The 25605-nt window shown below is 63.1% G+C and carries 26 protein-coding genes and 1 tRNA gene; 23 read left to right on the forward strand and 4 right to left on the reverse strand.

Annotated elements, in window-relative coordinates; translation table 11 throughout:
- Positions 1 to 2 precede the first annotated feature (2 nt).
- The 3 genes from serA to SL003B_RS07110 all read right to left on the reverse strand — a co-directional run bounded on the left by serA (position 3) and on the right by SL003B_RS07110 (position 3778).
- Positions 3 to 1247, reverse strand: coding sequence for a phosphoglycerate dehydrogenase (serA, locus tag SL003B_RS07100; RefSeq protein ID WP_013652148.1), 1245 nt, complete (start codon positions 1245 to 1247; stop codon positions 3 to 5).
- A 168-nt stretch (positions 1248 to 1415) separates the two neighbouring features.
- On the reverse strand, positions 1416 to 1988 hold the full coding sequence (gene ilvN, locus SL003B_RS07105) for an acetolactate synthase small subunit (protein ID WP_013652149.1): 573 nt from the start codon (positions 1986 to 1988) through the stop codon (positions 1416 to 1418).
- Positions 1989 to 2002: 14 nt separating this feature from the next.
- Positions 2003 to 3778, reverse strand: a complete 1776-nt coding sequence (locus tag SL003B_RS07110; RefSeq protein ID WP_013652150.1) for an acetolactate synthase 3 large subunit — start codon at positions 3776 to 3778, stop codon at positions 2003 to 2005.
- Positions 3779 to 4294: 516 nt separating this feature from the next.
- On the opposite strand from SL003B_RS07110, the gene SL003B_RS07115 reads away from it, so the two are divergent.
- The 17 genes from SL003B_RS07115 to SL003B_RS07185 all read left to right on the forward strand — a co-directional run bounded on the left by SL003B_RS07115 (position 4295) and on the right by SL003B_RS07185 (position 19027).
- Positions 4295 to 4370 (forward strand) — tRNA-Lys (locus SL003B_RS07115).
- A gap of 440 nt (positions 4371 to 4810) precedes the next feature.
- Positions 4811 to 5278 (forward strand): RrF2 family transcriptional regulator, encoded by a 468-nt coding sequence (locus SL003B_RS07120; protein WP_041375421.1) that lies wholly within the window; start codon positions 4811 to 4813, stop codon positions 5276 to 5278.
- Positions 5279 to 5460: 182 nt separating this feature from the next.
- On the forward strand, positions 5461 to 6630 hold the full coding sequence (locus SL003B_RS07125; protein WP_013652152.1) for a sulfate ABC transporter substrate-binding protein: 1170 nt from the start codon (positions 5461 to 5463) through the stop codon (positions 6628 to 6630).
- A 3-nt stretch (positions 6631 to 6633) separates the two neighbouring features.
- A complete protein-coding gene (gene cysT, locus SL003B_RS07130; protein WP_041375422.1) occupies positions 6634 to 7473 on the forward strand; it encodes a sulfate ABC transporter permease subunit CysT in 840 nt (279 codons plus the stop codon).
- Between the two features lie 275 nt (positions 7474 to 7748).
- The gene (gene cysW, locus SL003B_RS07135; protein WP_041375423.1) at positions 7749 to 8612 is read left to right on the forward strand and encodes a sulfate ABC transporter permease subunit CysW; all 864 of its coding nucleotides are present in this window, start codon (positions 7749 to 7751) and stop codon (positions 8610 to 8612) included.
- 12 nt (positions 8613 to 8624) lie between these two features.
- Positions 8625 to 9344 (forward strand): sulfate/molybdate ABC transporter ATP-binding protein, encoded by a 720-nt coding sequence (locus SL003B_RS07140; protein WP_013652155.1) that lies wholly within the window; start codon positions 8625 to 8627, stop codon positions 9342 to 9344.
- 184 nt (positions 9345 to 9528) lie between these two features.
- Entirely contained in the window at positions 9529 to 9732 is a 204-nt protein-coding gene (locus tag SL003B_RS23320; protein WP_148259267.1) for a hypothetical protein, read from the forward strand.
- Complete coding sequence (locus tag SL003B_RS07145; protein WP_013652156.1) at positions 9729 to 10208, forward strand: Lrp/AsnC family transcriptional regulator; 480 nt, start codon at positions 9729 to 9731, stop codon at positions 10206 to 10208. Before SL003B_RS23320 ends, SL003B_RS07145 begins: the two co-directional genes overlap by 4 nt.
- A gap of 42 nt (positions 10209 to 10250) precedes the next feature.
- A complete protein-coding gene (locus SL003B_RS07150) occupies positions 10251 to 10907 on the forward strand; it encodes a peroxiredoxin (RefSeq protein WP_041375424.1) in 657 nt (218 codons plus the stop codon).
- A gap of 98 nt (positions 10908 to 11005) precedes the next feature.
- Positions 11006 to 11647 (forward strand): RBBP9/YdeN family alpha/beta hydrolase, encoded by a 642-nt coding sequence (locus tag SL003B_RS22720; protein ID WP_277914624.1) that lies wholly within the window; start codon positions 11006 to 11008, stop codon positions 11645 to 11647.
- A gap of 286 nt (positions 11648 to 11933) precedes the next feature.
- Positions 11934 to 13298 carry an FAD/NAD(P)-binding protein gene (locus SL003B_RS07155; protein WP_013652159.1) on the forward strand — a complete coding sequence of 455 codons (1365 nt, stop codon included), beginning with the start codon at positions 11934 to 11936 and terminating at the stop codon, positions 13296 to 13298.
- A 139-nt stretch (positions 13299 to 13437) separates the two neighbouring features.
- Positions 13438 to 14007: an FMN reductase gene (msuE, locus tag SL003B_RS07160; protein ID WP_041375425.1), complete on the forward strand. Its 570-nt coding sequence runs from the start codon at positions 13438 to 13440 to the stop codon at positions 14005 to 14007.
- 94 nt (positions 14008 to 14101) lie between these two features.
- On the forward strand, positions 14102 to 14998 hold the full coding sequence (locus SL003B_RS07165) for a TauD/TfdA dioxygenase family protein (protein WP_013652161.1): 897 nt from the start codon (positions 14102 to 14104) through the stop codon (positions 14996 to 14998).
- A gap of 32 nt (positions 14999 to 15030) precedes the next feature.
- Complete coding sequence (locus tag SL003B_RS07170; protein WP_013652162.1) at positions 15031 to 16383, forward strand: LLM class flavin-dependent oxidoreductase; 1353 nt, start codon at positions 15031 to 15033, stop codon at positions 16381 to 16383.
- 13 nt (positions 16384 to 16396) lie between these two features.
- Positions 16397 to 17230: an ABC transporter permease gene (locus SL003B_RS07175; RefSeq protein ID WP_013652163.1), complete on the forward strand. Its 834-nt coding sequence runs from the start codon at positions 16397 to 16399 to the stop codon at positions 17228 to 17230.
- Between the two features lie 34 nt (positions 17231 to 17264).
- A complete protein-coding gene (locus SL003B_RS07180; RefSeq protein WP_013652164.1) occupies positions 17265 to 18245 on the forward strand; it encodes an ABC transporter substrate-binding protein in 981 nt (326 codons plus the stop codon).
- 11 nt (positions 18246 to 18256) lie between these two features.
- Positions 18257 to 19027, forward strand: a complete 771-nt coding sequence (locus SL003B_RS07185) for an ABC transporter ATP-binding protein (protein WP_013652165.1) — start codon at positions 18257 to 18259, stop codon at positions 19025 to 19027.
- A gap of 260 nt (positions 19028 to 19287) precedes the next feature.
- Here the strand turns inward: SL003B_RS07185 and SL003B_RS07190 are convergent, their stop codons facing one another.
- Positions 19288 to 20700, reverse strand: coding sequence for a methyl-accepting chemotaxis protein (locus tag SL003B_RS07190; protein ID WP_013652166.1), 1413 nt, complete (start codon positions 20698 to 20700; stop codon positions 19288 to 19290).
- Between the two features lie 723 nt (positions 20701 to 21423).
- Here SL003B_RS07190 and SL003B_RS07195 point away from each other — a divergent pair.
- From SL003B_RS07195 to SL003B_RS07220, 6 genes are read left to right on the forward strand one after another with little or no spacing between them, the layout of a single operon-like run.
- A complete protein-coding gene (locus tag SL003B_RS07195) occupies positions 21424 to 22026 on the forward strand; it encodes an RNA polymerase sigma factor (RefSeq protein ID WP_242390345.1) in 603 nt (200 codons plus the stop codon).
- Between the two features lie 46 nt (positions 22027 to 22072).
- The gene (locus SL003B_RS07200) at positions 22073 to 22303 is read left to right on the forward strand and encodes a RebB family R body protein (protein ID WP_013652168.1); all 231 of its coding nucleotides are present in this window, start codon (positions 22073 to 22075) and stop codon (positions 22301 to 22303) included.
- Positions 22304 to 22325: 22 nt separating this feature from the next.
- Positions 22326 to 23054 (forward strand): hypothetical protein, encoded by a 729-nt coding sequence (locus SL003B_RS22250; protein WP_013652169.1) that lies wholly within the window; start codon positions 22326 to 22328, stop codon positions 23052 to 23054.
- A gap of 27 nt (positions 23055 to 23081) precedes the next feature.
- On the forward strand, positions 23082 to 24566 hold the full coding sequence (locus SL003B_RS07210) for a hypothetical protein (protein WP_013652170.1): 1485 nt from the start codon (positions 23082 to 23084) through the stop codon (positions 24564 to 24566).
- A 42-nt stretch (positions 24567 to 24608) separates the two neighbouring features.
- Positions 24609 to 25037, forward strand: a complete 429-nt coding sequence (locus SL003B_RS07215; RefSeq protein ID WP_013652171.1) for a hypothetical protein — start codon at positions 24609 to 24611, stop codon at positions 25035 to 25037.
- A complete protein-coding gene (locus SL003B_RS07220; protein ID WP_013652172.1) occupies positions 25006 to 25560 on the forward strand; it encodes a hypothetical protein in 555 nt (184 codons plus the stop codon). The genes SL003B_RS07215 and SL003B_RS07220 overlap by 32 nt, the downstream gene beginning before the upstream one ends.
- Positions 25561 to 25605 lie beyond the last annotated feature (45 nt).

Below are 25605 nucleotides of genomic sequence, written 5' to 3' on the forward strand. Positions count from 1 at the left end.
GGTCACACCCGGTTCAGCAGCCGCGCCCGGATGGTGTTGGGCAGGGCGCGGATTTCCTCCAGGATGTCGACCCCGTTCGGCACCTGGCCGTCGACGTCGAGAACCACGTAGCCGATGTCCTCGATCGTCTGCATGTACTGGGCGTGGATATTCAGGTTGTGACGCGCGAACAGGTCGTTGAGGGTGCGCATCGCTCCCGGTACGTTGCGGTGGACCTGGATGAAGCGGGTCGCGTCCGTGCCCTTGGGCAACTGCACCTGCGGGAAGTTGACCGCTCCCAGCGTCGAGCCAACGTCGGAATATTCGACCAGACGGCGAGACACTTCCTCGCCGATGCGCTCCTGTGCCTCCTCGGTCGAGCCGCCGACATGGGGTGTCAAAATGACGTTGTCGAAGGCGCGCAGCGGGCTGACGAATTCGTCGGCGTTTGACTTCGGCTCGGAGGGGAAGACGTCGATGGCCGCACCGGCGATGTGGCCGCTCTCGAGTGCCGCGGCCAGTGCGTCGATGTCGATCACCTTGCCGCGGGCGTTGTTGATGAGGAAGCTGCCCGGCTTCATCTTCGCCAGTTGCTCGGCGCCGATCATGTTGCGTGTCTCGGGCGTGTCGGGGACGTGCAGGGAGACCACGTCGGCGCGGGCGAGCAACTCGTCGAGCGTGTCGGCCGGCACGACGTTGCCGTGGCGCAGCTTGTCGGTCTTGTCGTAGTAGATCACGGACATGCCGAAGGCCTCGGCCAGCATGGCGAGCTGGGTGCCGATGTTGCCGTACCCGACGATGCCGAGCGTCTTGCCACGCACCTCGCGCGAGCCCGCAGCGGTCTTCATCCAGCGGCCGGCATGGGCGGCGGTGGACTTTTCGAAGATCCCGCGCATCAGCATGACGATCTCGGCGATGGTCAGTTCCGCGACCGAGCGGGTGTTGGAGAAGGGGGCATTGAAGACCGGGATGCCGCGTTCCATCGCCGCGTGCAGGTCGACCTGATTGGTGCCGACCGAGAAGCAGCCGACGGCGACCAAGGTGTTGGCGGCGGCGAGGATCTCCTCGGTGATCTGGGTTCGCGAACGGATGCCCACGACATGGACACCCTTGATCGCCTCGATCAGGGCGTCCCTGTCAAGCGCCTTGGGGAGCATCTCGACGTTGTGATAGCCGTTCGCCTCGAGCACGGCCCTGGCGGTCGGAGCGATGCCTTCGAGCAGCAGCCAGCGAATCTGGTTCTTCGGCCGCGACAATCCATGACCCATGGCGCTTCTGCCTTCCTGAATAGCGAACGAGGGGGCAAGACGACACGAAGCGCCGGGGATCCGGCGCCTCGCAGGCCTTCCTATACGCGGTCGGACGCGCGGGCGTCTACTGGCGGCGCGCCAGCCTTGCAGGCTTGCGACACAACGGCGCGCCGGCAGGAGCGTGCGCTACAGCCCTTCGGGGCCACGTTGCACGGCGGCGACGCCGGTGCGCGACACCTCGACCAGGCCGAGCGGCTTCATGATCTGGATGAACTGCTCGATCTTGCTGGTCCGGCCCGTGATCTCGAAGACGAAATGCTCGGTCGTCGCATCGATCACGGTGGCGCGGAAAGCGTCGCCGAGCCGCAGAGCCTCCAGCCGCTTCTCGCCGGCGCCGGCGACCTTGACCAGGGCGAGTTCGCGTTCGAGCGGCTTGTCCTGGTTCAGGCGGCGCGCCTCGACGGTGAGGTCGGTGACACGATGCACCGGCACCAGCCGATCGAGCTGGTGGCGGATCTGTTCGATCACCATCGGCGTGCCGGTCGTGACGATGGTTATGCGCGACAGATGCGCCTCATGCTCGGTCTCGGAGACCGTCAGGCTGTCGATGTTGTAGCCGCGCCCCGAAAACAGGCCGATGACGCGAGCGAGTACGCCCGGCTCATTGTCGACAAGCAGGGACAGGGTGTGGGTCTCGGTCTTGTCGCTGACCTCGGCCATGAAATAGGCGGAGGGCGCGTTGACGTTCACTGCGTTCATGGTGCGGGTCCTCCTCAGACCAGGGCCTTGCCTTCGCTGCCGATGGCATTCGCCACCGCCTCGTCGTTGGCTTCGTCGGGCAGCAGCATCTCGTTGTGGGCCTTGCCCGAGGGAATCATCGGGAAGCAGTTGGCGAGGTTGGCGACGCGGCAGTCGAACAGCACCGGCTTGTCGCTGGCGATCATCTCGCGGATCGCGTCGTCGAGCTCGGCCGGCTTGTCGACCCGCAGACCGAGTCCGCCATAGGCCTCCGCCAGTTTCACGAAGTCGGGCAGGCTTTCCATGTAGGAATGCGACAGGCGGTTGCCGTGAAGCAGCTGCTGCCACTGGCGCACCATGCCCATGTACTGGTTGTTGAGGATGAAGATCTTGATCGGCAGGCCGAACTGAACCGCAGTCGACATCTCCTGCATGTTCATCAGCACCGAGGCGTCGCCGGCGATACAGATGGAAAGCGCATCGCGGTGGGCGACCTGGGCGCCAAGCGCCGCCGGCAGGCCGTAGCCCATCGTGCCGAGCCCGCCCGAGGTGAGCCAGCGGTTGGGCGCCTCGAAGCCGTAGAACTGCGCCGCCCACATCTGATGCTGGCCGACCTCGGTCGAGACGTAGGTTTCGCGATCTTTGGTCAGTTCGTAGAGCCGCTGGATCGCGTATTGCGGCATGATGACGTCCTCGCTCGGCCGGTAGGCGAGCGACTTGCGCGCGCGCCATTGGTCGATCTGCTTCCACCAGGCCTTGAGGGCGGCGGGATCGGCCTTCATCGACGAGGTGCGCCAGATGCGCACGAGGTCCTCCAGGACATGGCCGACGTCGCCGATGATCGGCACGTCGACCTTGACGATCTTGTTGATCGAGGACGGGTCGATGTCGATGTGGATCTTGCGCGAATTGGGCGAGAAGGCGTCGATGCGGCCGGTGATGCGGTCGTCGAAGCGGGCGCCGATGCACACCATCAGGTCACAGTCGTGCATCGCCATGTTGGCTTCGTAGGTGCCGTGCATGCCGAGCATGCCGAGCCAGTTCTTGCCGCTCGCCGGATAGGCGCCGAGGCCCATCAGAGTCGAGGTGATCGGAAAGCCGGTCAGCGAGACCAGTTCGCGCAGCAGCTGGCTGGCCTGCGGGCCGGAATTGACGACGCCTCCGCCGGTGTAGAGGATCGGCTTCCTGGCGGTCGCCATCAGGTCGATGGCCTGGCGGATGGCGGCCATGTCGCCCTTCATCTGGGGTCGGTAGCTCTTGTGCGCGGCGGCCGGGTTGCCGGTCGGGCCGTGATAGGTGCCGGTGGCGAACTGGACGTCCTTCGGAATGTCGACGACGACCGGCCCCGGCCGGCCGGAGGTGGCGACATAGAAGGCCTCGTGCAGGATGCGCGCCAGGTCGTTGACGTCGCGCACCAGCCAGTTGTGCTTGGTGCAGGGCCGGGTGATGCCGACGGTGTCGCATTCCTGGAAGGCGTCGTTGCCGATCAGGTGGGTCGGCACCTGGCCGGTCAGGCAGACGAGCGGGATCGAATCCATCATGGCGTCGGTCAGCGCGGTGACCATGTTGGTCGCGCCCGGGCCCGAGGTGACGAGGACGACGCCGGGCTTGCCGGTAGAGCGGGCATAGCCTTCGGCCGCATGGCCGGCGCCCTGCTCGTGGCGCACCAGGATGTGTTCGATGCCGTCCTGCTGGATGATCTCGTCGTAGATCGGCAGCACGGCGCCGCCGGGATATCCGAAGACATGCTTCACACCCTGGTCCTTCAGCGCCTGGATCACCATTTCGGCGCCGCTCATCTCCCGTGTCATCGTTGCGTTCCTTGCTATCAGTACTCGGGGTTCGGTTGGCTTGCGATGCGGGATGCAAGCGGGTCTCCGGAGAGGGGCGGGAACGAAAAAGGGCTCCCGAGGAGCCCTTGCGCGCGCCAGCCCGTTCCGAACGGGATCATCCCGTTCCGGCGGCGCGCTGTCCTACTACGAGAATGAGAGACGCCATGATGCGTTCAGCCCGAAATTCGCGGTCAACCCGTCCGGCCGGGGCAATGGCTGCCCGACCCGACTGCGCTGCACACTAGTCGGGGGCCGGAAAAGGGTCAAGGGCAAAATACGATTGTTTCGCCGGACGGGGCCGGGCTTGCCGAAAGTTGCGGAGGCGGCCGAGGCCATCGCGGATCTGCGACCGGCCCGGCCCGGGCCGGCTCGGTCGCGGTACGGTCGCGGTGCGGTTGGCATGCCACAAAAAATTCATCAAGGTTCTTGCATGAGCGGACCGGCCTCGATATATACCCCGCAGTCGACGCGCCGGTTGCGACCGCTGCGCGGGATGGGTGTATAGCTCAGTTGGTAGAGCATCTGACTCTTAATCAGACGGTCCAAGGTTCGAATCCTTGTGCACCCACCATCCTCCCTAAACTTAATATGTTGTCTTGGGCTGTCGATGGCAGTGTGAGTGTCTCAGGTCACACTCAGGCGGCCTGCGAAAAACTGTAGAGGATCGGCTTCTCCCATACTTGCTGTGTCGGGTGTTGTGGGAATCGGTTTCCTGCTTCCAATCAAGCGGCCTTCCTTTTCTGCAGATCTTCTAAGCGCGCTAGCTTAATATTATTCTGCGAAACCGGACAATTCAGTCGCTCAACTGAGGTGCGCGGCGCCAAGTTTGCATGCTACACTTCTCATTGGCTTGCTGAGGCGAAGGCGTGGCGCCGGACGATAGGGCGAAGGGGAAAGATCCTCGTTAATGTCGACGAAAATTACCGTGTTTTGTGTTAAGTCACCTTCTGTTGTGGTATTCGTCTTTGTCTGCCCAACCAATCCGACGACATCTTTGAGCTGCTGTTACCGATGATTACCCAAAAGGCCAAGTACGCGCTGAAGTCCCTCATGGTCCTCGCAGATGAACGGGCCGGTAACAGAAAAGCCCTGCGGATCGAGGAGGTTGCTGAGTTATCTGGAGCTCCAAAGCGGTTCCTGGAGCACATTCTGCTTGATCTGAAACGTGCGGGACTGATTGGCAGCCGCCGCGGGCGCAAGGGTGGCTACGAACTGATCAAGGAACCCAGGCATGTGTCCATCGCCGAAATTCTGCGTTTGATCGACGGACCAATCGCGCCTCTGCCGTGCCTGTCGCGCCGTGCCTATCGACCCTGCGAGGACTGCAAGGATGAAAAATCCTGCCGCGTTCGGGCCGTTTTTGGCGGGTTCTATTCGGCATATATCCTTATGATCGAGTCCCTCACCTTGGCGGATTTGCAGCAGGAGTCCCAGCCCCTGGAACGCTTCAAGCTCCGCGAAGTCGCGGTCGGAGAATAATCTTCTCTAATCACGACTGAAAAGGCACGATTCTTCCTTTGAAAAATACGATTAAGTCTGTCGTTATTTAGGTGTCAGGCAAGGCTCCGGGTCCGTGGTCGCTCCTGTGCGGAGCCGCCCCAGGGGGCCGGACCTGCGGCCTGACATCGGAGTTACGACAGGGTTGAGCAAAGGAAGTCGCGATGTCCTACTATATCCATCTGGGCGCCAACGCGCTCGCACCAAGCTTGATTCTCCGAAGTCACAGCCAAGGCCGTGTCGAGGCGCGTTCGGGCAACGGCCTGCCGGTCGCAACCGTCACATCTGGGGCGGCTGTCGCAGGCTTGCGGCGGGTCCGACCGGGCGGTCGGTGGAAGGGCGCCCTTCTGGCGGCGCTGGCAGTGCTCGGTCTTGCCGGTGGCGCGCCGGGGGCTGCATCGGCGCAAAATCGGGTCCAGATCCTGAACGTCTCCTACGACCCGACGCGGGAGTTCTACCGGGAATACAACGAGCTCTTCAACGAATGGTGGACTTCGCAGGGCAACGCACCCGTTACGGTCCAGCAGTCCCACGGCGGCGCGGGCGCGCAGGCGCGTGCCGTGATCGACGGCCTGGATGCGACGGTGGTGACGCTGGCGCTGTCGGCCGATATCGCCGCAATTGCAGAACGTACCGGCAAGATTCCGGCGGATTGGCAGTCGCGGTTGCCGCACAATTCCTCGCCATATACCTCAACCATCGTCTTTCTCGTGCGGGAAGGGAATCCGAAGGGCATCAAGGACTGGGAAGATCTGGTGCGCGACGACGTTCAAGTCATCACTCCGAACCCTAAGACGAGCGGTGGGGCGCGGTGGAACTTTCTCGCGGCCTGGGGCTATGCCGAGCAGAACGGGCTCGACCCGCGGGAGTTCGTGGGGGCGGTTTACAGAAACGTGCCGGTGCTCGACACCGGCGCGCGCGGATCGACAACGACCTTCACCCAGCGCGGAATTGGTGACGTGCTGCTGGCATGGGAGAACGAGGCCTTTCTTTCGCTGAAGGAACTTGGAGAGGACAAGTTCGACATCGTCGTGCCCTCTGTCTCGATCCTGGCCGAGCCGCCGGTGACGCTGGTAGACGGTAACATCGCCTCCGACGCGCAGCGCGCCGCCGCAGAGGCCTATCTCGAGTACCTCTACAGCCCAGAGGCGCAGGCGCTGGCGCTCCGCCACTATTACCGCGCCTGGGACACTTCGGCCGCCGCGCCGGAGGATGTCGCCCGGTTCCCGGACATCCGGCTGGTGACCATCGAGGATTTCGGCGGCTGGGCAAGCGTGCAGCCCGAGTATTTCGGCGACGGCGGCATCTTCGACCAAATCTATTCAGGACAGTGATCCATGAGGGCGAGCATTCTGCGCTCGCCCTCACCCCTCCCGGGGTTTGGGCTGAGCTTCGGGATCATGATGGCGGTCTTGTCCATCGTGGTTCTCCTTCCGATCGGTGCGCTTCTGGGCCGTGGGGTGATGATTGGCCCCGGTGAGTTGTGGGAAATGGTCAACTCGCGTCGTATCTGGGCGGCACTGACGCTGTCCTTCCGCGCGTCCCTGATCGCGTCGCTCTTCAATCTCGTCTTCGGCCTGATGCTTGCCTGGGTACTCGTGCGCTATCGTTTCTGGGGTCGCAAGCTCATCGACGCTGCCGTCGATTTGCCCTTCGCGCTGCCAACCGCGGTCGCCGGCATTTCGCTGACGGCGCTTTACGCACCGAATGGTGTGTTCGGGCAGGTTCTGGCTCCATTCGGCATCAAGGTTGCCTATTCCGAGATCGGTATCTGGATGGCGCTGATCTTCATCGGGCTGCCCTTTGTCGTGCGCACCGTGCAGCCGGTGATCGAGGAGATCGACCGTGAGGTGGAAGAGGTAAGCGCTACGCTCGGTGCACACCGTTTCTACACGCTGCGCAAGGTGGTCCTGCCGATGCTGACGCCCGCGCTTCTCACCGGCTTTGCGCTCGCGCTCGCGCGGTCGGTGGGCGAATACGGCTCAGTCATCTTCATCGCTGGCAACCTGCCGTTCCAGACCGAGATCGCGCCTCTCCTCATCGTGATCCGGCTTGAGGAGTACAATTACGACGCCGCAACGGCGATCGGGATCGCCATGCTCGTGATCTCCTTCGCGATGCTGTTGGCCATCAACGCCATCCAGATCTGGAGCAGACGGAGGATCGGCCTTGTCTAATGTCACGCCCACTCGCTCCCGGCCTTTCTCCCCCCACCGAGGTCTTCCCGAGGGATCGGGCTTCTTCTTCGCCGCCTTGGGTAGTCTCGGCGCCATGGCTCTGGTGCTCGTTGCGATTATAGCAGGAAGGCCCGTTTGGTTAATCCTGATGCTCTGGTTCGTCGGGATGCCGGTCATCTCGGTCGCGTTGGCCGCTATCGCCTTGATGCGCAACTCCGCGACAGATGACAATGCGGCGGCCGCGCTAGAGCCTCACCGAAATTCGAGGCTGAGCGATGTCTGATACAACACTCATGCACCCGACCTCCGTCACCACGGAGCCGCGCCTCGCGCGCCACATCTTGATTGGGACAGTCCTCGTCCTGATCTCGCTTCTCCTGTTCATGCCGCTCCTGGCCGTCTTCGCCGAGGCCTTGCGGCAGGGCTGGGCGGCCTCGCTCGATGCGCTCGCCTCGCCTGACGCGCGCGCGGCGATCCGGCTTACGCTGATCGTCGCGGCCATCGCCGTGCCCCTGAACGCCATCTTCGGCATCGCGGCAGCCTGGGCGATCACCAAGTTCGACTTTCGCGGTAAGGCGTTCCTTATCACGCTGATCGACCTGCCGTTCTCGGTCTCGCCGGTCGTGGCAGGGCTGGCCCTCGTCCTGCTCTTCGGGGCCAATTCCTCAATGGGGGCTTGGCTCATTGCCAATGACATGAAGATCGTGTTCGCCTTTCCCGGCATCGTGCTTGCCACGATGTTCGTGACCTTTCCCTTTGTCGCCCGGGAATTGATCCCGGTCATGATCGAACAGGGCCGAGCGGAGGAAGAAGCCGCGCTGACCTTGGGCGCCTCCAGCTGGCGTGTCTTTTTCACAGTGACACTACCCAACATCCGCTGGGCCCTCCTTTACGGCGTTCTCTTGTGCAACGCCCGCGCGATGGGCGAGTTCGGTGCTGTGGCGGTCGTTTCAGGCAAGATTCGGGGAGTGACCACGACCATGCCGATCGCGATCGAGATGCTCTACAACGAATATCTCTCGGTCGCGGCCTTCTCGCTTGCCGCTGTCCTCGCACTTCTCGCGCTCGTCACTCTTGCCCTTAAATCCCTACTGGAATGGCGTCATGCGGACCTGCTGGCGGCCACACGGCGTCACTGAAGGAGTACCCCCGTGAACATCGAGATCGAGGAACTCGCCAAGGAATTCGGCACCGAACGGGCACTGCATCCCGTCTCTCTCTTCATTCCATCGGGCGCGCTGATCGCGCTGCTCGGTCCCTCAGGCTCTGGCAAGACAACGCTCCTACGCATTCTGGCCGGACTGGAATTCCCTACCTCCGGGCGCGTGCTCTTCGGCGGGCAGGACGCTACGGGGCTTTCGGTGCAGGAGCGTCGGGCGGGATTCGTCTTCCAGCACTACGCGCTCTTCAGGCACATGACCGTTTTCGAAAACATAGCCTATGGGCTTCGCGCTCGGAAGCGGAAGGAGCGTCCGACCGACGCCGAGATCGGCCGCCGGGTCAACCGCCTGCTCGATCTGATCCAGTTGCCGGACATCGGCGGTCGCTTCCCGAACCAGCTCTCGGGGGGGCAGCGTCAACGCGTGGCGCTTGCCCGCGCGCTTGCCATCGAGCCGCGCATGCTTCTCCTCGACGAGCCCTTCGGCGCGCTTGATGCGAAAGTCCGCAAGGAGCTTCGGCAGGGATTGCGGGACATCCACGACAGAACCGGTTTGACGACCGTTTTTGTCACCCATGACCAGGAGGAAGCCATGGAACTCGCCGATCTCGTTGTCGTCATGTCGATGGGCCGGATCGAGCAGGTCGGTAAACCGACCGAGATCCGCGCGAAGCCAGCCAGCGACTTCGTGCGGGAGTTCACCAGGACCTGATGCACGGTACGCCATGCAGCCTGCCGAACAGATCGCTGCTCCTCTTTGGCTTCGGATAGCCCTTCGCCTAACGACCGTACGGATGAAGGCGACAGAGGCTGCCTCTTCGTTGCCTGAGGGGTGGGTGCTCCGCGCAGCGTCTCCCAAATGGGTTTGTGTATGGCGTAACCATCCCGATGTTCTGATGCGGCTGCGGGTGCTCGTTTTGCCGGAACCGTGGGCGGGTGATCGCCGCCTGGCCTGGCACGCCCTTCTTGTGGATCAGAAGCACCGGTTGGCGCTGACCACGGATGAAGCCGATCCAGCATATCTGGCGCAGGCAGAAGGATTTATCTTCAGGCAACTTGCAGCGCCTTGGGGCGATTTGATTTGGGGATCCGAGCGATGAGTAAGTCTGACCTCGATAGAATCGACAGAAAGATACTTTATGAACTGATGCGCGATGCGGCTTTACCGGTCGCACAACTGGCCGATCGCGTTGGCTTATCTCAGACGCCATGTTGGAAACGTGTTCAGAAGCTGGAAGCCGCGGGCGTTATCACCGGACGTGTCGCCATTGTCGATCCGGAGACGATCGGCCTCGGACTGACCGTATTCGTCGAGATCGAGGCTGCTGATCATACGTCGGAATGGCGGGCAACGTTCCGGGAGGTTGTCAAGACACTGTCTGCCGTCGTCGAGGTGCACCGTATGGCAGGCGATGTGGACTACCTGCTTAAGGTCCTGGTCCCCGACATGACAGCTTTCGACGCGTTCTATCTGGACCTGACGCGCGCCCTTCCATGCCGGAACGTGACGTCAAAGTTCTCTATGGAAACCATCGCGATGTCGACGGTATGGCCGATCGACGTCACGACCCCCTGAAACCAGCCAAAACAGCCGAAGCAGATGCCAGGAGAGGATGACATGACCCTACGCCTTAACGATATAGCCCCGGATTTCGAGGCAGACACCACGGAAGGCCCGATCCGGTTCCACGATTGGATTGGCGACGACTATGCGGTTCTGTTCAGCCACCCTAAGGATTTCACTCCGGTCTGTACCACCGAATTGGGCGTTATGGCTGGACTTGCCCCCGAGTTTGCCAAACGCAACGCCAAGATCATTGGGATCTCGGTGGATCCGGTGGAAAGCCACCAAAAATGGAAAGGCGACATCAAAGTCGCGACGGGGCACGAACCCGCATACCCGCTTATTGGCGATCCCGAACTGAAAGTGGCCAAGCTCTACGATATGCTGCCCGCATCGCTCGAAGGCGGCTCCGAGGGGCGTACGCCCGCTGACAATGCCACTGTGCGCACTGTCTTCATCATCGGCCCAGACAAGCGGATCAAGCTGTCTCTGACCTATCCGATGACCACGGGACGCAATTTCGACGAAATCCTGAGAGCGCTGGATTCCATCCAACTTACCGCCAAACATCAAGTGGCGACACCCGCCAACTGGCGACAAGGCGAGAATGTGATCATAACCGCTGCCGTCTCGGACGAGGATGCTGTGGCACGATTCGGGGAGTTCGAACGGGTTCTTCCGTATCTCCGGGAGACGAGACAGCCGGATTGAACTGATTAGGCATCACCATACGGCAAATTGGCGCCCCGCGCCGAAGGAGCGCCATCCCTTATAGAGAAGAATGTTCTCTTTGACGGGGATATTTTGGAATTCATAAACACGATTATTTCGGTAGTCTTTTTGAGGAAAGGAGACGTCGCATGATCAGAACTCTGCTTGTCCCTGGCCTTGATGGCTCCCCGGAACCGCATTGGCAACACTGGTGGGCGTCCACCGACCCAACAGCGAGGATCGTCAAACAGCAATCGTGGTCGATGCCGGAATCCGACGCTTGGATTGCGGCAATCACTGCCGCCATTCTAGCTCACCCGGATGCTCTACTGGTTGGGCATTCGCTTGGAGTCATCGCCATTGCTCACCTGTTGGCAAGGCGCCCGAAGCTTCGGATTGGCGGCGCCCTGTTAGTTGCGCCGGCAGAACCGTCGCGAAGCTTGCGAACTGACAGCTTCGGACGAATACCGGAGTTGCATCTCGGCGTTCCCGCCATCGTTGCCGCAAGCCGGAACGATTTCTGGATGGATCAGGCGCGAGCGCGGGATTTGGCTCAGACCTGGGGGGCCGATTTCGTTGACATGGGAGAGGCTGGCCACATCAATGTGGCTTCCGGCTTCGGCCCCTGGCCTGCGGTCAAGGTATTTGCCGATCGGCTCTCAAACTTCCGGGATAGCGGTGCTTTTAGCAGCGCGAGAAGAACCCAAGTGCAGGTCGCCATCGCTGCGGTGCGGTCATGAGGCAATCGTCAATCACCCTAGTGATGAGGAGGGCCTTGCCGGCAGCCGTTTTCAGCGCCTGCTACGTCTGGCTGTTCGCCTTGGTACTGCTTTCATGAGGGAGTGAGAGGCTTCTTCTGGTAAGGAGGAATAATATGTCTCCGTACTGTTCTTATGATCCCGGACTCCTCGTGTATCTGGAGCATATCGAAGGTGATCTTCCGGACCACGAAGTGGACGATTTCAGCTTTGCTATAAGTTTCGTTTTGGCTATGTTCTGTTTTCTGATGTTGACGTTCCTTCTGTGATGAAGGGTCTCCTGACAAGGGGAGGAGCGTGGCATCACTGCGTGATCGTCGGTGGTGGCGCGAGCGGCGTTCTCATGGCGGCCCATCTGCTGCGCGGACCAGCGAAACGCATCCGGGTCACCATCATCGAGCAAAGCCAAATGCTCGGATGCGGCATCGCCTACAGCACGAGGCATCCCGATCACCTGCTGAACACCCGTGCTTCCCAGATGAGCGCCTTTCCGGATCGACCTGACCATTTCGAGCAATGGTTGACCGGTAAAGGAAAACAAGCGACTGCAAGCTGCTTCGTGGATCGCGCGACCTACGGGCAATATCTTTCGGGCCTTCTGGAGCCATGGCGATCTGGCCCGGATGCGGAACGGCTGCACTGCGTCCGAGGGAACTGCGTCAGCCTGAGCGAAACCGATGCCGGCGTGATCGCGCGCCTTGCCGACGGCTCGGTCATTTCGGGCGATAGCGCCGTTCTTGCAACCGGTCACGCGGTACCGGTCGATCCGGATCCTCCCCTTCGCAATGCTTGGGATTTCTCACCACCACTTACTCCTGACTCGACGATTCTGATCATTGGAACCGGGCTGAGCATGGTCGATCATGTCGTGACATTGCTCGCATCCGGTCATCGCGGGCAAATTTGCTGTCTATCCCGGCGGGGGCTCCTGCCGCACGTCCATGCCTCCACCCGTCCAATACCTTTCTCCCAGGAAGAAATTCCGTTCGGTGCTCCGGTAAGCGTGTTCCTACATTGGTTACGCCGGCAGGCGAGATCTGCCGAAGCCCGGGGAGGAACCTGGCGCGATGTGGTCGACGGCATTCGTCCGCACATCGCGACGGCCTGGCGTTCATGGGACCTCGCCGCGCGTGCCCGCTTTCTCCGCCATGCCGCGTCGTGGTGGGAGGTACATCGCCACAAGATGCCACCGGTGTCGGCGGCACGGTTGGAAAAAGCAAAGGCTGACGGCCAACTCGTCATCATCCGTGGCCGGTTCGAGAGGGCCACCACCTTGCTTGGAGGGCGCGTCAGCGTGAATATCACACGGCACGGCAGAGAGGATGAAACAACTCTTCCTGCTGACCATGTCATCGACTGCCGGGGTATCCGGCGCGATCCGGAAACGCACGCGGCGCCGGTGATCCGTGACCTGCTTGCACGCGGGGCGGCTCGTCTCGATCCGCTGCGACTCGGCCTCGACACGACAACAGATGCGAAGGTGATCGACGCAAACGGTCGAGCCTCTCGCCGGATCCGCGCGATCGGCCCCGCAGCTCGTGGCACACTTTGGGAAATCACCGCGATTCCGGATATACGCGAACAGGTCTTCCGTCTTTCCCGCGACCTGATCGGCACCGGTTCCGGCTGGTGAAGCGAGATAGCGATTGTTCTCTTTGCCGCCTTTTCATCAGAGCAAATCATCTCCGATCCGACGTTTCTTTGGAATGGTCTCGATGCCGGAAATTTATTAGATCTAATACTCGATAGATTTTGTCGAGAAAGGATCTGAAATGCCTGAAATTGTTGGGTTTGCGGGAAGCCTGAGCAATCCATCCCGCACGCGTGCGCTGGTCGCGGCCGCCGTCAGAAACAGTGCTGAAAGAACAGGCTGGGCCGGTGCCGTTTATGATCTGCGTGACATCGGCCCCTCGCTGGGGGCTGCATCCGGGATCGGAGATCTTGCACCTGAAGCGCGTGACGTTGTGAAGCGAATCTTAAACGCGGACGCACTCATCGTCGGAACCCCGGTCTACAAGGGGAGCTATACAGGCTTGTTCAAGCATCTCTTCGATCTCATCGAACCGGCGGCCCTGAAGGACAGGCCGATTCTTCTCACGGCAACGGGCGGGGGGGACCGGCATGCGCTCGTGATCGAGCATCAGATTCGTCCGTTGTTCGGCTTCTTTGAGGCGGCAACGATCGCGACTGGTGTTTACGCGTCTTCCGCTGACTTTGAGGACGGCGAGCCCTCGTCGCCGGAGCTTCTGACCCGCCTCGAAACGGCGACGAGGCAACTTGCAACGGCCATCAGGGCCCAAGCCGCATTCGGGCTGCTGGGCCTCGCAAATAACGCTGCCTGAGGGCGCAAACGAACCATCCATCTGAATTGCCTCCTTGCGCCTGGGCCCCCGGTGTCAGGCGACGGCGGAGGCGTGTCCAAGGGAAGGAGTTCCCATGACTGTCCACGACATTCCCTCAACGTCTCTTTCGAGCGACGACGTTGTTCTAATCACGCCGATTATCGGCGCCGAGATCCGCAATGTGCGCCTTTCTGGAAACCTGCCCGAGGGAGTTATTGCCGAGATCAAGTCGCGCATCGCGCGCCACAAGGTCGTGTTCTTCCGGAGGCAGGATCACCTCGATGATGCTGGCCAGGAGAGCTTCGCGAGGCTGCTTGGCGAGCTTGTCCCGCATCCGACCCAGCATATTCGCGAGGGGAGCGCCGCGATCCTTGAGCTCGACTCTGGGCATGGCGGACGTGCAGACCAGTGGCACACGGACGTGACCTTCGTGCCCGCCTATCCGAAATACTCGGTGCTTCGAGGCATCACCATCCCGGAAACAGGCGGCGACACGATCTGGGCCAACACGGCAGCGGCGTATGATGCTCTGCCGGAACCCTTGAAACGGTTCGCCGACAACCTGCGCGCAGTCCACTCCAATGCCTATGACTATGCAAGCCACCGGCCGTGGGCGACCGAGGTCGAAAAGAAGCATTACGACGAAGTCTTCCGTTCTAAGGTCTTCCAGACCGATCATCCTGTAGTGCGTGTGCACCCGGAAACAGGTGAGCACACACTCATTCTGGGAAGTTTCGTGCAAAGATTTGCCGGTTTCGATCGATTTGCTTCGATAAAACTTTATGAATTGTTCCAAACCTACATCACAGCGCCTGAAAATACGGTCCGCTGGCGCTGGAAGGCCGGCGATGTGGCGATCTGGGACAACCGCGCGACCCAGCATATTGCCGTGAACGATTATGGCGATGCCCATCGTGTCGTCCGTCGCGTCACGATCGACGGGGACCTGCCCATCGGCCCCGACGGCCGCCCGAGTCTCGCCCTGCAATAACTGCTCACACGCACCTAGGAAGGTATTCTCCGATGACCAGACAGATCAAACTCGGCGCATTCCTGCCGGGCGGCGGCCAGCACGTCGCCGCATGGCGCCATCCCGACAGCCCGGCGGACGGCGCCACGAACTTCGAATTCCATAAGCAATTGGCACTGACTGCGGAGCGCGGCCTGTTCGATGCCTATTTCCTTGCTGATGGCCTGGCAGTGGCCTTTGGTGGTGGCATGGAGGGCGGCAACGCGAAGGTGGCCGGCTTCGAGCCGGTGACCCTGTTCGCTGCGCTGGCGCCTTTGACGAAGAGTATCAGCTTCATCGCGACTGCCTCGACGACCTACGAAGAACCCTACAACATCGCGCGGAAATTCGCTTCCCTCGACCTGATCTCAGACGGGCGGGTCGGCTGGAACGTCGTCACCACCGCGACCGAGGCCGCCGCGCGCAACTTCAACCTCGATCATCAGCATCCCCATGCCTTCCGCTATGCAAGGGCGCGCGAGCATGTCGAGGTGGTTAAGAAGCTTTGGGACAGCTTCGAGGATGACGTCTTCATCCGTGATAAGGAGAGCGGCGTCTTCTTCGACACAACGAAGGTGCATTATGCGGACCACGAGGGCGAGCATTTCAAGGTCCGTGGACCACTGAACGTCTCGCGCTCACGGCAAGGGCATCCGGTGATCGTGCAGGCGGGGCAATCCGAGGACGGACGCGCGCTTGCGGCTGCGACGGCAGAAGTAATCTTCACCGCTCACCAACGGCTCGACACAGCGCAGGAGTTCTACCGCGATATCAAGGCGCGTGCCGCCGCCAACGGGCGTAGCCCGGAGCATGTTCTTATCATGCCCGGCGTCTCGCCCTTCGTTGGCCGTACCGAAGCCGAGGCGCGCGAGAAATACGACCGCCTGACCTCACTCATCCTAGAGGAGGACGGAATTGCGTTGCTGAACGGCCTGACTGGCGGCACGCTTGATCTTAACGGCTATGACCTTGACGGCCCGCTCCCGCCGGCACCGCCGACCGAGGGCATGAAGTCGCGTCAGACACTCATCCGGCAGATCGCGGACGAGAACAATTTCACCATTCGCCAGCTCTACCAGTGGGTCGCTTCGGCACGCGGCCATTACACGATTGTCGGATCTGCCGAACAGGTTGCCGATCAGCTTCAGGAATGGTTCGAGAACGAAGCCGCAGATGGCTTCAACATTCTGCCGCCCTGGTTGCCGACGGCCCTCGATGACTTCGTCGACCTGGTGATCCCCGAGTTACAGCGCCGCGGACTGTTCCGTCGCGCCTATGAGGGCACGACTCTGCGGGAGAACCTTGGACTGCCCTTTCCCGTTAACAGGCATGCAGTCGCGCACGAAACCGTACAGGCCGCCGAATAAGGAAGGACTTAATATGACCTACCAATTCTCAGATGCTGCCCGCACCACCAACGGTCCTGACGTTCGCGCGGTGCTTGGACGCCTCCTGGTTACCGGGCGGCGTATCGCGGCCAACTATGGCCCTATTCTCGGCTTCTTTGCCGGCTGGCAGATCGCAAGCACCGCTGGTTGGCTCAATCCTGCCGTTTTCCCTCCCATCGACCGGGTGGCAGGAGCCCTGTGGAATGGAATTTCGTCCGGAGCCTTGCTCGATGATATCGCCGTCTCCTTGCAGAGGGCGGGAATCGCCTTCCTCGCGGCCGCCGCTCTCGGGATACCCCTCGGCCTGTTCATGGGCCAGATCCGGGCTGTCGAACAGGCGCTTGACCCCATCCTTCAGCTCTTTCGGCAAACCTCGGCGCTTGCCCTTTATCCGGTGTTCATCCTGCTCCTCGGGCTCGGAGAGGCCTCCAAGGTCTTCGTGATTTTCTGGGCCACGCTCTTTCCCATTCTCCTTGCCACCATCGGCGGCGTGAAGGAGGTCGATCCGAAGCTGATCGAGATGGCGCGCACCTTCGGCGCTACGCGGCTGACGACCTTCCGCCGCGTGGTCCTGCCAGCCTCGGTGCCCTCGATCTTCGTTGGCCTGCGTCTGTCGGCGACTACGGCGCTGCTGCTGCTGATCGCAGCCGAGATGATCGGCGCAAACAAGGGCGTCGGGTTTCAGGTGATGAACGCACAGTACAATTTCCAGATCCCGCTGATGTTCGCCGCGATCTTCCTGCTGGCCTTCCTCGGGCTCGCCGCGAACTGGGTTCTGGTCACCCTGCAACGGCGGCTCTGCCGCTGGAGCCCCGCACAACACTGACACGCCGAACCAACACCATAGAAAGGAACATCCAATGACCTATCGCTTCAAATCCCTCACCGCTGCCGCAACGCTTGCCCTCGGGCTCTCGGGCTCAGCCCAGGCCGAGACTGTGACCCTGCGCTTCCTCGCCAGCCATGGCGGCGTCTCGGCCCACGAACTCGCGCAGGAACTGGGTTATTTTGACGGTACCGGCATTAAGCTTGAAAACATCGGCTATGCGGGCGGCGGGCCGGAGTCGCTTTTCGCCCTCGCCTCGGGCAGCGTCGACATCGGGTCAGCTGCAACCTCGGCCGTCATCAACTCGATCGCCAGCGGCAACGATTTCATCGCGGCCTATCCGACCAATGGGATCAACGACGAAACGCAATCGATCTTCCACGTGCTCGAGGAGAGCCCGATCCGCTCGATCGAGGATATCGCGGGCAAGACCATCGCCGTGAACACGCTGGGCGCGCATCTCGATTACACCGTCCGCGAGGCACTGCATTCGGTGGGACTACCGCGGAACGTCGCCAATCTCGTGGTCGTGCCGGGCCCGCAACTGGAACAGGTGCTGCGCTCGGGCCAGGTGGACATCGCCGCCTTCGGTTACTGGCAGACGACCTTCGAAGGGGCGGCGCGGGCGAATGGTGGTCTTCGCGCGGTCTTCGACGACACTGACGTGCTGGGCGAGATCGCCGGCGGGTTCACCGTGCTGCGCCGGGACTGGGTCGATGCCCATCCCGAGGCGGCCCGCGCCTTCGTGGAGCAATCGGCCCGCGCGCTCGACTTCGCCCGCGAGAACCCCGAGGAGACGCGCGAGATCCTCGCCCGTGTCCTTCAGGAGCGCGGTGAGAACCCCGAGGTCGCCCAATACTTCGCTGGGTATGGCGTGCGCGCGGGTGGCGTTGCCGTCGAGCGTGACGTTCAGTTCTGGATCGACGTCCTGGTTCGGGAAGGCGCGTTGGCTGACGGGCAGCTCCGTGCGAAAGACATCCTACTGGTCACCAGCGACCAGCAGGCGTCGAACTGAGGGGGTGGGCAATGACTGTCGTTGAGTCCCAAGCCCGGGGTGAGGTCACGATCCGTGACCTCACCAAGGCCTTCGCCATCAATGGCGAACCGCTGACAGTGCTGAAAGGCATCGATCTGGAGATCCGTGGTGGCGAGAGCCTCGCCATTGTGGGCGCGAGCGGCTCGGGAAAGACGACCTTGCTGCGGATTCTCGCGGGGTTGGAGAACCCCGATAAGGGTGGAGTTCTGATCGACGGTGCCCCCGTCCACGGTCTGGGCCGTGATCGGGCGGTGATCTTCCAGGAGCCGCGTCTGCTGCCATGGCTCACCGTACTCGGTAATGTCGCCTTCGGATTGGAGGTGCAGGGCGTGCCGGCAATCGAGGCCAGGGAGCGCGCCCGGCGCTACATTCGCCTGGTCGGCCTTAGCGAGTTCGAGAGCGCTTGGCCTCGGCAGCTTTCGGGCGGAATGGCTCAGCGGGTGGGCATCGCCCGTGCGTTGACCGTACAGCCTGAGATCCTGCTGCTCGACGAACCGCTGGGAGCGCTCGATGCCATGACCAAAATCACTATGCAGGAGGAACTGTCCCGCATTTGGGTCGAAGAAGGGGTTACCATGGTTCTCGTCACCCATGATCTCGAAGAAGCGATTTTTCTCGCGGACCGGGTTCTAGTTCTACCCAAAACCAAGGGCGCTGCGATCCGCCTGATCGATATCGACCTGCCGCGCCCGCGCGATAGGAACGAGGCACGTTTCGTAACGTTCCGCCAGCAACTCATGGCCGAGTTCGGTTTGCACTGACCACGGTTCCTACCCAGCGGCGCGGCGTCAGGCTCACAGAGCCGATAGCCGGGAGGATCATCGCCGCGCTAGCCAGTGCCACAGAGCGCCCCGATCAGGTCTCATCGATCGGGGCGCTATGGGTTCTCTTCCCAAATTTCAGCGGAAAGAACAATGGTATGTCCATTCTCTTTTCCACCGGCACGGAACTGACCGCGATCTTCGCTCACGGCCGAGTTGCGTATGCTCGGCAGGGCGATGCCGTGCGCGTCCGAGCGCTGTCAGTCCTCCCGGATCATCTTCAGGAAGCTGCCGACCTCGTCCTGGAGCGCGGTGATGCGGGCGACGAACCGGCCGGCCGTGTCCAGCACGCAATCGGAATTCTCGTCGATGCTGGCAAGGTCGTGGACCACGTCATTGACGGCGTCGCAGGCGGCCTGCGACTGGCCTTCTGCCTCGGCCGAGTTCGCCGAGATCGCCTCGGTCGTGCGCTGCTGGCGTTCGACGGAGCCGGAGATCGACTCGGTCGAGTTGCGGATGTCCTGGATCGTCGCGGCGATCGCCTTGAATTCCTGCAGCGCCTCTGAGGCCAGGACCTGGATGTCCTGCACGCGTTCTGCAATGTGCCGGGTCGAGGTCTCGGTTTGAGCGGCGAGATCCTTCACTTCCGAGGCGACGACGGCGAAGCCGGCGCCGAGCGCGCCAGCGCGCGAGGCTTCGATGGTGGCGTTGAGCGACAGCAGCTTGGTCTTCTCGGCGATCTTGTTGATGATGCCGATCACCTCCTCGATCTCGCCCGCCCCCTGCCGGAGGCTCTCGAAGGTGGCGTTGGCGGAGACGACGCGGTCCGCTGCGGCAGCGACGGTATTGCGCGCCGCGCCGAGTTCGCCCTCGATGGCGCGGATCGCCTGGCTGAGTTCACCGGTCGCGGCGGCGACGGTCCTGACCTGGTCGGACGAGCGGGTCGAGGCGTCGGCGCTGCTCCTTGAGCGCGACTGGGCCGTGGTCGACAGCGTCTTGGCGGTTTCGGCGGCTTGCTGCATGCTCAGGGCCGATTGCGAGATCTCGCCGACCGCGCTGGCGACCCGCGTCTCCAGTGCATCCGCAAGCTCGCGCCGCTGGCGCGCGCGCTCGGAGCGCTCCAGCACCGGCGCGACCTGCATGCCGAGGTATTCCAACGTCCGGATCAGCAGCGGCGACGGATCGGCCGGTCGGTCGTCGTAGAATTCGATCACGGCCGCAACGGCGCCGTCGACCATGACGGGGCAGCCGTAGCCGCCCTTGAAGCCGGCCGCGTTGGCATAGGGCTTACGCGGGTAGTTGTCGTCGAGATTGACGTCCGGGATCCAGTCGACCTTCTTCTTCTGATGGACGCGGCCGGGGAGGCCGACCCCCGAGGCATATTGCAGCGTCTCGGTTTTTTCCATGAACGCGCGCGCGTTCACGCCGGGCTGAAGGTGCCAGATGCGGATGGAGACCAGTTCGTTGGGATCGTCCTTCAGCGGCGCCCAGGCATGGCCGATCTTCCAGTCCGCGAAGTCGCAGATGAGCTTCATGAAATCACGCAGCCACCGGCCGAAATCGTCGGTCTGCGCCGTGAGGTGGGACACCTTGTGGAGCAGATCGAACAGGTGCTCGAAATCAGCGGCTTCGGTCTGCGCAACCTGCGTCTTTCTCGGCAGTCGAATAGGCATGGGTGTGGCCGGTTCCCGAAGATGTGGCGCGACATGATGCCCGATGTCGGGCTTTACGGGTGACGCCTGCGTCGTGCGCGTTCTCCCTATTGCAGTAAACAGAGGGGTCTGCGAATTTTACAGTCGTTTTTGTTGGTTTGATACTTTGGTACTATATTGAGATTTGGATGGCCTGCCGGTCGATAACTGTCCTGCGCATTCTGCAGTGCAGCAAAGCGGCCGCAGCAATACAGCTTTCGTTGAGGCACAAGGTGACCGGTTTCTTGTTCTTCCGTTGCGGGCGATGATGGCTTGCGGCGGGATGCGGGCGGGACCGCGAAGCGGTGATCACGAAGCGGTGATCGATGATCGACCTCCTCATCCACTCGGCGGCTGCGGCGAGAAAAGGTGGCCAGGCGGGCACGAAACAGGTTGCGGATGGGTTGCAGCTCCGTGAGGAGGGTAATCCTAGATAGGAGAATGCCACCGCATATTCTATCTATGATTGTATCGAGCGTGCTGCGACGATTTGATGTCTCTGTCCTGGATCGGAGATAAGACTATCGGGTATTTCGTTTTTCAAGATAGATACTAATATAAATAATAAATTATCTGCATCAGATTTAATTCTGGGCTCCTGAAGAAAATGTATAAAATCGAAGATTATCTTCACAAGAGAGTTGATTCCGCGTCCTGCATTCTGAAAAGCTTCAACCCAACCTGAAAGTCGACAAGGGGGTGCTCGTGTGCGAAGTCAGCAACAGTCCGACGGGCGATGATACGCCAGCCAGGGGGTTGTGGTCGAGCTGGATCGACGATGCTTGCATCCTGCGGCGCAGCGCGATGCGCCTGACGCGCGGCAACCGCGACGAGGCGGAGGATCTGCTGTCGTCAACCCTGGTCAAGGCGGTGACGCATGTGGCGCGGAACGAGACGCAGATCCGGGAGCCGCGGGCGTTCCTGCTATTCGCCATGAAGAACGAATACATCAGCCGGTTGCGGCGGAGGAATTCGGAGCGCCAGGTGCGCGATTTCGAGGCTGACGTCTACCAGGACCATGTTGCCGATCTCGCCGACACCGGGCCGTCGCAGGAAAGCGTGTTGTGGCAGCAGGAAACGCTGCGCAAGGTCGAGACGGTGATCCGCGCCCTGCCGCCGTCCTACGGCACCATCTTCCAGATGCGCTTCGGTGAGGAAAGGAGCTATCGCGACATCGCTGTGGTGCTCGGCATTTCCGAGCCGCTGGCGCGCAAGCGCGTGCAGACCCTGCGCCAGATGCTGCGCCGGGCGCTGGACGACAGTGCGTCGGATGCTGCCGCCGGCGGGCGTTCACGAACCGATCGCTGATGCGTCCGTGAGAAGCGGGACAGCCCGTGCCGAATAGGAAAACGCCATGCCGGACAACGTCAACGCGCAGATTACCGATGCGGTCACCCAGACCAACGTCAAGGTGGTCGCCGAAGCGCCGGCCCAGGCAATCGCCGCCCTGTACCAGGTCAGCAGCCATGCGACGGGCCTGTCGATTCAGAACGCGGTGCATAGCCAGCAGGCAATGAATCAGATCACCACCGCTGTGGTGTCCAAGGCCTGCCAGCTGATCATGGACATCGGCGAGAAGTCCTGACGGATTGTATTGGAGAGCGATCATGTGGATGTCGTCCCTGTTCCGCAGAAAGGCGCCGGCCGAGGCGGCCGAGACCGTCCATCCCGCATCGGGCGTCCGGGGCGGCCCGATGGAGGGCTCCGAGCGCGGACCGGGTGGGGCGGAGCCGCGGTCGCGTCCTGGCGTCGAGCAGGCTGCGCGCGGGGAGACCCGGATGACCGCGCGACCCGGGGCCGCGCCCGGTGCCATGGCCGGAGGGGGTGGGCCGGGATCCCGCGTCGGACCTGGCGTCAATCCAGGAGCGGCAGCGCAGCCCGCCGGCCCGCTGGGGGCGAGTCTCGGAAACGGCAGCCGAAGCGGCCTTCAGGACGCTGGCGCGGGCCGGCTTTCCAACCCGGCTGCGGCGGCACAGCCGAGCACGTCGGCGCTGAACCAGAAGGTCGTGCAGGCGGTCCAGTTCACCAACACGGAAACCGAGTCCTACGGGCTCAAGATGGCTACCACGCCGCCGGAGATCATGGTCGGCCAGACCACCGGCCTCGCCGTCCAGGACGCGGCCAACTACATGAACGCCGTCATGCAGATCGCCCTCGCCGCGCAGGCGGTCGCGATCAAGAAGGCGGCCGAGGGGCCGATCGGCGAGATCGTCGCGGTGCCCCTGCTCGGCGAGATCCAGAACATGGTCAACGCTGCAGTGACGGTCTACGGCACCGTCAGTTCGACCGCAGGACAGTCGGCCAAGACGATCCTGTCGGATCTCAACGTTTCGTAGCCGCCCGGCGGATCGGGGAGAGGATCCATGTCTTCGTTCAGCGCATTCCTTGCCGCTCTGCCGGATGCGGATCCGGCGCGGCGAAGCTATGCGCTGGCCGTCCCCGAGGCGAGCCTGCGCGCGGCTGCCGGGGACCGGCCGCAACTCGACGACCTGGTGCTCTACGGCCTCGACATGAGCGACGAGGCGTTCGCGGTCCGCCGCGCCGGGGCGCGGGAGGCGAGCGGCGACCCGCAGCTGCCGCTGCTGACCAGCCCGCTCTGCTATCTGGCAAGCGCCGCGCGGCAGGCCGGTCATGCCGTCGTCGAGCTGTCGCTGCCCGACTGGTCGGCCCTGACCGGCGAAGCGCTGGCGTTCCTGTGCCTGGCCTCCCGCTCCGTTCTGGCCGGCGGTGGCGGGATCGGGCTGGCCGTGGCCGACGACGGCGGCGGTCGCGTTCTCGTGCAGCGCTGGACGACGTATGCCGGCGGTCTTTGCGGGGAGGTTGCCGCCGAACGCATCGGCGCGGCACGGACCTATCCGGCCCTGAATCCTGGCCTGAATCCCGGCCGGGCAAGTATGGTCCGGCTCGGGCAGGGGCATGTCGACGCGCTGGACCGGATCTTCGTCGCTGAGCCGTTGCGCGCGGTCGTACGCCGCTGGCCGCAGCCGCTTGCGGACGAGACGGCCATGATGCGCCAGCTGCTGTCCTACCTGTCCCATGCCTGGGATCGGGGAAATGCCGGCCGCGGCCACAACGTCGCCGCCGCGCTTGCCGTGCCGACGTCGGGAGACGACGGGTTGCGGCCGGTGCTGTTCGTGCCGAACGCCTCAGCCCGCTGCCGCGCCGCCCATGCGGAGTTGCGGATCCTGTGCCTGCTGGCCGCGCTGGATGCCGGGTCGTCCGGAGACGGCGGGCCGTGGCCGGCCGAGAGTGCCATAGCGCGTCGGGTCGCGGCCCTGTCGGGCCTGAGTGCTGCGGAGGTGGCCAAGATCGTCGGCGATCCGGACCTGTCGCAGCCGGAGTTGTTGATGCTCACGACGCTGGCGCCGCCCTGCCTGGGCGCGACGGCGGTCTGTGCCGGGCTCCCGGTGCCGCCTGCCGGGCCGCGGCGGCGGCGCCTCGCTGGCTGCGTCCATTTCGACGGCCTCGCGGAGCTCGCCGAGGCGATGCCCGCCTCGGGGCCGGGGTCGGAGGGCGCTATTGTCCTAACGTCACTGGCCGCTCCGACGCTGCTGACGGCCGAAGGGCGCGCCATCCACGGCCCGGTGACCGTCCGGCATGCCCGGGACGATTTTGCCTCGGAGAATGCGCGCGACCGCCTCCACAACAGCGCTTTCGACGCAAGCGAGGCGGGCGGTGCGCTGCGCCTGACGCCCTGTGCGGGGGTCGACTACGGCTTCGGCGGAGAATTCGGCCCGGCAGGCCAAAACGCGAGCGCGGAACGGATCTGGCCTGCGTTGTCCCGGCGACCGGAGTTCCAGGGCCTCCTGCGCAGCCTCGACTCGGGTTTCGAGGGCGAGGAATGTTGAACGGACAGCGCCCGACGGGCGGCAGTGAAAGGAGACACGGCGATGCAACGGGAACTGGATCTGGTGGGCAGCGAGCTGGACACGGTGCTGGCGGGCCTGCTCGGCCGCTGGGCGGAAGACCTCGGCGGCGAGCGGACCTGCGCGGACTACGAGCGCCTCTATTGCCTGTACCCCCGGATCGCCTCGCATATCGCCTGGGCACGGGCGTCGCTGAAGGGTGCCAGCCAGGCGGCGCATCAGGTGCAGGCGATGCGAGAGGCTGGACCGGAAGGTCACGCCGGGGTCGAGGCCATGGCGGGTGGCGGGTGCTGCCCGTGCTGCGGCGGCACCAGCGGCCTGTGGTTCGCGGGCGGACCGTCCGCGGCACGCGGAGGCTGCGGCTGCGGCTGCGGTGGACGGGGGCACGAGCGTTCGGGACGCAGCTGTGAGGAGCACGACGATGTCAGAAACGCAGACCGATTCCGCGCCTGAAACCGGCCCTTCGGCGGGCGAGACGCTGCTGAAGCAGTTACTCGAGGAGCATATCAAGATCGCATCGCTGCAGGCGGACTATCAGGCGGTCTCGCGGGCGTTGCCGACGGCGCTGGCCGCGGGGGTTGAGGCGGCGCGTCTGAAGCAGGCCGGAGAACAGGCCTACGAAAGCGGCCTTGCCGCTGCGGAACGGGTGGTGCAGGCCGCCGCCGACATCGCCGGTCAGCTGGCTGCCTCGATGCAGGCGGAACACGCCACGTTGCTGAAGCTGGTGAAGGACGAGGCGCTTCTCGGGCAGATCGCGAGCGCGGCGGCGCAGACCGGGCCTGCTGCATCGGGCCAGGCAGGGGTGGGCCGGGCAGGGGGGGGCCAGGCAGGGGCGGGGACCTCCGCCGCCGGCCAGCTGAACGCCACCATGGGTGCGCTGAAAGCCGCGCTGACCCAGGAGGTCGAGCGCCAGATCGGTCTGAAGCTGGCCGAGATGGGCGAGCGGCTGCGCCGCATGCAGGCGCGCGTGCGATAGCTGCAGCCCCCTGAAGGCTTCGAATAATTCAATGAAAATAAAAGG

Source organism: Polymorphum gilvum SL003B-26A1 (assembly GCF_000192745.1).
Lineage (GTDB): Bacteria > Pseudomonadota > Alphaproteobacteria > Rhizobiales > Stappiaceae > Polymorphum > Polymorphum gilvum.